The organism is Streptomyces shenzhenensis, assembly GCF_003688995.1.
GTDB classification, from domain to species: Bacteria; Actinomycetota; Actinomycetes; order Streptomycetales; family Streptomycetaceae; genus Streptomyces; species Streptomyces shenzhenensis_A.
The window spans coordinates 1-812 of record NZ_PENI01000097.1 but is presented as its reverse complement, the minus strand read 5'-3'; the positions used below and the strand labels follow the sequence as shown (position 1 = coordinate 812).

Genomic DNA, 812 nt, shown 5'->3' with positions numbered 1-812 from the left:
TTTGGCATCGTGGCGATCCTGTCCATCCTCGAAATCTCGCTGTCGTTCGACAACGCCGTGGTCAACGCCGGCATCCTGAAGAAGATGAACGCCTTCTGGCAGCGGATCTTCCTCACGATCGGCGTTCTCATCGCGGTCTTCGGCATGCGGCTGGTCTTCCCGGTCGTGATCGTCGCGATCAGCGCGAAGATGGGCCCCGTCGAGGCCGTCGACCTCGCGCTCAACAACAAGGACCGCTACCAGGAACTGGTCACCGACGCCCACCCGGCGATCGCGGCCTTCGGTGGCATGTTCCTGCTGATGATCTTCCTCGACTTCATCTTCGAGGACCGTGACATCCAGTGGCTGCGCTGGATCGAACGGCCGCTGGCCAAACTCGGCAAGGTCGACATGCTGTCGGTCTGCATCGCGCTGGCCGTCCTGCTCATCACCGCCTTCACCTTCGCCACCCACGCCCACCAGCACGGCGGCGCGCACGTCGACAAGGCGCAGACCGTCCTGATCTCCGGGATCGCCGGCCTGATCACCTACATGGTCGTCGGCGGTCTGTCCGGCTTCTTCGAGGAACGCCTCGAAGAAGAGGAGGAACGCGAGCACGAAGCGGACGAGGAGGCCGCGCGCACCGGCAAGAAGCGCTCGGCCGTCGCCCTGGCCGGCAAGGCCGCGTTCTTCATGTTCCTCTACCTGGAGGTCCTGGACGCGTCCTTCTCCTTCGACGGCGTGATCGGCGCGTTCGCCATCACCAACGACATCGTGCTGATGGCGCTGGGCCTGGGCATCGGCGCGATGTACGTCCGGTCGCTCACCGTCTA

Annotated in this window: 1 protein-coding gene; it reads left to right on the top strand. The window is 64.4% G+C overall.

Annotation, left to right across the window (positions count from 1 at the left end):
* The coding region (locus CTZ28_RS46365; RefSeq protein WP_147481316.1) for a DUF475 domain-containing protein at window positions 1-812 on the top strand (812 nt) is incomplete at both ends.